This window comes from Roseibium sp. RKSG952, assembly GCF_009711355.1.
This window is the reverse complement of record NZ_SMMF01000714.1, coordinates 1-5,304: the sequence shown is the minus strand read 5'-3', so window position 1 is coordinate 5,304 and position 5,304 is coordinate 1. Positions and strand designations below refer to the sequence as shown.

Annotated in this window: 3 protein-coding genes and 1 pseudogene; 1 reads left to right on the top strand and 3 read right to left on the bottom strand. The window is 52.9% G+C overall.

Annotated features, from left to right (window positions below):
• Positions 1-78: 78 nt before the first annotated feature.
• From E1297_RS04570 to E1297_RS04560, 3 genes and pseudogenes are all read right to left on the bottom strand, one after another.
• Positions 79-1,053, bottom strand: coding sequence for an AAA family ATPase (locus E1297_RS04570; RefSeq protein WP_155134470.1), 975 nt, complete (start codon positions 1,051-1,053; stop codon positions 79-81).
• Between the two features lie 22 nt (positions 1,054-1,075).
• Positions 1,076-2,707 carry a DDE-type integrase/transposase/recombinase gene (locus E1297_RS04565; RefSeq protein ID WP_155134467.1) on the bottom strand — a complete coding sequence of 544 codons (1,632 nt, stop codon included), beginning with the start codon at positions 2,705-2,707 and terminating at the stop codon, positions 1,076-1,078.
• Positions 2,697-3,260: pseudogene (locus E1297_RS04560) on the bottom strand (recombinase family protein). Before E1297_RS04560 ends, E1297_RS04565 begins: the two are co-directional and overlap by 11 nt.
• A 233-nt stretch (positions 3,261-3,493) precedes the next feature.
• Here E1297_RS04560 and E1297_RS04555 point away from each other — a divergent pair.
• Positions 3,494-5,086: a DUF6880 family protein gene (locus E1297_RS04555; RefSeq protein ID WP_244327636.1), complete on the top strand. Its 1,593-nt coding sequence runs from the start codon at positions 3,494-3,496 to the stop codon at positions 5,084-5,086.
• Positions 5,087-5,304 lie beyond the last annotated feature (218 nt).

Genomic DNA, 5,304 nt, shown 5'->3' with positions numbered 1-5,304 from the left:
TCATAATTCTCGGCCCACATTATTTGCGAATAACAAAAGTCGAAAATACTGTCAGAGTTCCGATACCGCAGGTTCCTCTCAAATCGGCAGTCCAGTCTTTCTCATGATGCCGGTCAGCGCATCTGTACGCTCGGCATCCAGTTGCCCTTTCAAGAAGCGCTTGATTTCACCGACGCTAACATCGGTCATATCGGCAAGTGCTTTGGGGCCATATCCGATCCTTGCCAATTTCGCGTCGAGGTCATCGAAACCGGCAGCGATCGTTTCCTCTACGATATCACGTGTGACTTGTTCGCCTCCGAGGCGGTAGGTGTCTGTAAATGAGCGGTCAAGATGCTCGAATATTTGCAACGGTGTTGTAAGACGCTCTGCAAGAAAGTCCTGCGCAGTTTCCTCCATGACCAAAGCGGGGTCCTTTCCTTCGGCTAGGCATTGACTTAGCAACCACCCAATGAACTCGCGGCGTTCTTCCGAAATGCTGTTGAAGTCCAGCTTCACTGTCCGGTTGCCAATTTCTTCCATGGTTGCCCTCCGAAGGTCGTTCTTGAGCCTTGGATGACCAACCAAAACGATGGACAGCTTTCCCCCACCAGCATGAATGACCTCTCTTAACCTTTTCAAACCGTTTAGCGTATTGCCATGCAAATCGTGAGCCTCATCAATGAACAGTGCGATCGGTTTGCGGGCCTTGCGAACCAGCTCCTGAAGCATTCTCTCCCGGCGTTCTGGTTGTGTCGGAACACGGAGGTCTGGTTTTCTCGAGATGTCCAGGAAAAGGGCCGTCAGAAGAACAGGGAGAACAACCCGTGACTTTTCAATCGACAGGCTGCGGGCGATGATGATTTTTTTGGACTTGGAAAGCTCTTCCTGCAGGCGATGGATCATGACTGTCTTTCCGGCCCCGACGGGACCCGAAATGGCGACTAGGCTGCCTGCCATGATTGCGGCCGTGACCTCCTCTTGAAACTGAGCTTGGCGAGACGTTTCAAAATATCCTGCCTGGTCCCAGGAACGCTCAATACCGAAGTGTTTCATGACCTGCGAACTGAGCATGGCTACCTCTCCGAAAGTGGTGTTATGAGCGCCGGAAATGTTGTCTGATGGCGATTTTAATCTCGGACTTGTTCAGTGTCCGGTTTACAAGGCCGGTAATGAACTCCCGGTCTTCCAGATTCAATTCCGCAAGCGGCCGATCGAGAATATAGGAAATGGCCCGTTTGGCGCTGAGCGTGGTTTCATAGTTGATTTGCCCCCAAGGGTCCGGGTCACTAAAGCGGATTTTCGATAAAGGCGCGATCTCGGCCAACGGGCCTGTCGGATTGATGCTCCCTGAAAGCGCACTTTTCGGAACGCTGATTTGTTCAGCAAGCTTGGCCACGGTTTGCGCCCTGATCTCACGGCGGGAGGGTTTGCGTTTGCGGTAGCGATGAAGCGGGATCGGACCACCATACGGCCGGAAAGGGCCGTAACGCTTGTCGTTCCATTCGACAAAAAGTTCATGGTCGAACAGTCCCCACCACAACAGAACATCTTCGCCCGCGAGGTCACTGTCGACTTCATAGTAAGCGCCACCGACCGAGACGCGAGCGTCCGCGGCGACCTTTCTACATTCTGGCTCGCGAGCAAAGGCGCAGAAGCGCTCCCAGGTGCACATTTCCCGAAGACCGGAAGACGGCAAGTTGGCAATCCAGTCTTCAATCCGGCTATGGGCCTCCCGCCGGTGCGGTTTGTCGTTGTATTTATTTATGAAATTTCGTAGCCACAGGTTTGCCTCAGCCTCGGTTTCCGGCTGGTGGAAATGATAAAGCGTTTCATGGGCTTCCTTGACGGTCCTGAAAGGGCGCTCAACCTTGCCCTTGGACCGCGCGGTCACACGATTGCCATCGGAGCCTGCCGGCATATGAGTCTGCCATTTCACCCCGAGCTTTTCCATGACTGACTGAAATACCAGACTTTTTGCGACAGGCCCGTTGTCCATGTAGAGCATCTCGGGGATGCCCTGAAACTCGGTATCGTCTTTGGATGCCATTGCGTTGAACAGGAACCTGAGAGCACTCTCTGCGTCTTCGCCATAGACACACCTGTATTCCTGATAGGCGGTTCCAGATCGATCATCGACCACACTGAACAGCGTAAGGGTCGGATCACCGCGCTTGGGGTCGATCCACTCCGGCTGCTTGATATGCTTCAAATCGGAAGGGCTCATGTCGAATTGCCAACAGGAGTTCGATTGTTGTGCTTCGAAGTGAACCGGCGGCACAGCGCGTGTCATCCGCGGGTGGTCTAAGCCCCAATCTTTAAGCCAGCGATTTACTGTAGATCGTTTCAAGAGGCTCTTTTCCGGTTGAATAAAGCCTTGCGGGGTCTCCACCCCGTGTTCTTCCAGAATCTCGATTGCCCGGTTGGTCGAAAGATGCCGCCCGTTCCTGTTCCTTGTCCGGATCTTCAAGGCGGCTATGATTTCGCAGTAACGTTCCAGCTCTTTTTCAGGAAGTCCGCGCGGTCGCCCCCGGTCAGAGCGTCTTAATGGCTTGGGCCTGTGTAATCCGCTCAAGGCCCGATAGACTGTCGACGAACTGACACCAAAGAGTGCCGCGATCCGTGCCACCTCTTCACGCCTTGCCGCAGACCGGGCCGGCAGCCCGTTCAATCGGGTTCTCAGCGATAGCAGAGTTTCAGATGGAAGCCGGATGCCTCTATTTCCCATCTGAAAACTCTTCGATGTAGGCATAAAGGGTTGCCCGTGAGATCCCCATCAAATCACAGATTTCAGGGATCGTGTGCTTCCGGGCACGGTAAAGGTCAACAGCATGGGCCCGCTTTCTTGGCCCCAGAGCCTTTTTGCGGCCACCCTTCCGGCCGCGGGCGCGGGCTGCAGTCAATCCAGCCTGTGTGCGTTCCTAGATCAGGTTCCGCTCAAACTCCGCCAATGCGCCAAAAATCTGGAAAATCAGCTGGCCGCTGCTCGACGTCGTATCGATGCCTTCCTGCAGGCTCTTCAAACCGACGCCCATTTGTTTAAGCTCTTCGGCACGGATGATCAGGTCTTTCAACGATCGGCCCATGCGGTCAAGACGCCAGACGACCAGCGTATCCCCGTTACGAAGTTGCTCCAACGCACGGGTGAAACCAGGGCGGTCAGCCTTGGCACCACTGACATGGTCTTCGTAAATCTGTTCGCACCCCGCCGCCCTCAAAGCATCCTGCTGCAAGGTGGTGTTTTGATCAGCAGTCGAAACCCGCACATAACCGATCAGCATAGGGTTGGATCCGAAAACCCGTTTTCTTCAAGCAAATCCATATTCTGTTTTTCAGATGCAGTAAACAGACAAAAATATCGAGCAAATTTGAAACGCAGAAATATCAGAGAATGCCGTATAGAAAACGATCGTTTTCTATACGAAAACAAAAACGGCAACCATTTGATCCATCCAGTCTTACAGCAAGTATTGGCTGGTGGGTAATCGTGATTGCTATCACACTGTGAAACCGAATGTCGCCACACGTCCCGAAACGCCATACGAAAAAGCGATTTGTCAAAATCTGTGTTTTGCCTGAAAAGAACGCGCAGACTTCTCTGCAATCGGAAATTCTCAGATCCGCAATCCCTTCCAAAAAAAACTTTGAGGAAACCTGCGTGGCCTCCAAAAAGACACTGAATGCCAAAAATCTGGAACGCTTGGGTGCCAAAACGTTGGCTGCTCTGTTGATCGAAATCAGCACCGGAAGTGCCGAGATGAAACGGAGACTGCGCATGGAGTTGGCAGGCGCAGAAAGCCACTTGGAATTGGCAAAGGAGATACGGAAGAGGCTTGCAACATTGGCGCGATCCGATTCTTTTATCGACTGGCACAAAAGGGGGGCTGTAGAAAAGGACCTGCTCATCCAAAAAAACGCCATCATCGAAAAGATCGCACCAGCCGCGCCAAAGGAAGCGCTTGAGCTCATGTGGCAGTTTATGGGCTTGGCATCTCATACGTTGAACCGTTGCGATGACAGTAGCGGCGTGCTTGGCGGGGTGTTTCGTGAAGCGTGTGACGAGCTGGGCCAGATCGCGGTGAAGGCAGCGCTTGAGCCGAAGCAGCTTGCCGGACATGTATTCGAAGCCGTCAAGCAAAATGATTTTGGCCAGTACGATTCATTGATCCAAGTTTCAGCCCCGGCACTTGGCGAAACAGGGCTGAATGAACTGAAAGGCCTGATCATCGCATGGTCAAATGAACCATTAGAAACACCTGCCCCGGAAGACCGGGTTGTAATCGGCTGGGGGAGTGGTGGGAAAATCTATGCGGATGTCATGTACGAGCGCGCCCGAATGGCTAGTGTTCAGTCGGCGCTCCAGGAAATCGCCGACGCCTCGGGAGATGTTGACGCATTTATTGCGCAGTATGATGAGAAAGCCCGAAAAGTCCCAAAGATCGCAGCAGCTATTGCGGGGCGTCTCCTTGCTGCAGGCCGGGCGGAAGAGGCCCTGAAGGCTCTTGATGCGGGGCAACCCGATAACGAAGATCGGCTCTGGTTCTTTCACGATTCAACGTGGGAAGATACACGCATTGCAGTGTTGGAAGCGCTCGGAAAACCGGAGGAGGCGCAGGCAGTTCGGTGGGCTTGTTTCGAACAATCCCTCTCGAAGGTTCATCTTCGTGCCTACCTGAACGCACTACCGGATTTTGAAGACTTTGAGGCTGAACGAAAAGCCCTTGCATTTGCTGAAAACCACAAAGAGATAACCTCAGCCTTATGGTTCTTAACCTCGTGGCCAGCTCTTGACCGGGCAGCTGGGCTGGTCATCGCAAACTGGGAGGTCATCGATGGTTGTAACTATCAGGTTTTGTCTCCCGCTGCTGAAGCCTTGGCTGAAAAGCACCCATTGTCAGCAACCCTGCTTTTGCGGGCAATGGTTGAAGACAATTTGGAGTTTGGCCGCAGCGGACGCTACAAGCATTCTGCGCGGCACTTGATGGAATGCAGGAGATTGGCAACAAGAATTGAAGATTTCGGCTCTATTGAACCACATCATGCGTTTGAAACCCGCTTGAAGGCAAAACACGGGCGCAAAACAACGTTTTGGATGCACGTGAAATAAAACAAAAGCCGCTTCCGGGGGTAAACGCGAGGCCCTGTGAATATTTCAATGCTCGCCGAAAAAGATCTTATTTGTTCATCGCCAACGGCAGCAATGCATGATGAAAGCCGCCATTCGCTGCATACCCAACTAAGGTCGAGTGCTCTCTACACACAATAATTAACTCGGCCAATTGAATCCGAAAAGTAAGCGTCCGGCGAACCCGACCTGCCGGTCAT

Bases quoted from the DNA above. Each gene is read 5' to 3' on its own strand.
- E1297_RS04555 (WP_244327636.1), top strand. From the start codon at position 3,494: ATGTCGCCACACGTCCCGAAACGCCATACGAAAAAGCGATTTGTCAAA.
- E1297_RS04570 (WP_155134470.1), bottom strand. From the start codon at position 1,053: ATGCTCAGTTCGCAGGTCATGAAACACTTCGGTATTGAGCGTTCCTGG.
- E1297_RS04565 (WP_155134467.1), bottom strand. From the start codon at position 2,707: ATGGGAAATAGAGGCATCCGGCTTCCATCTGAAACTCTGCTATCGCTG.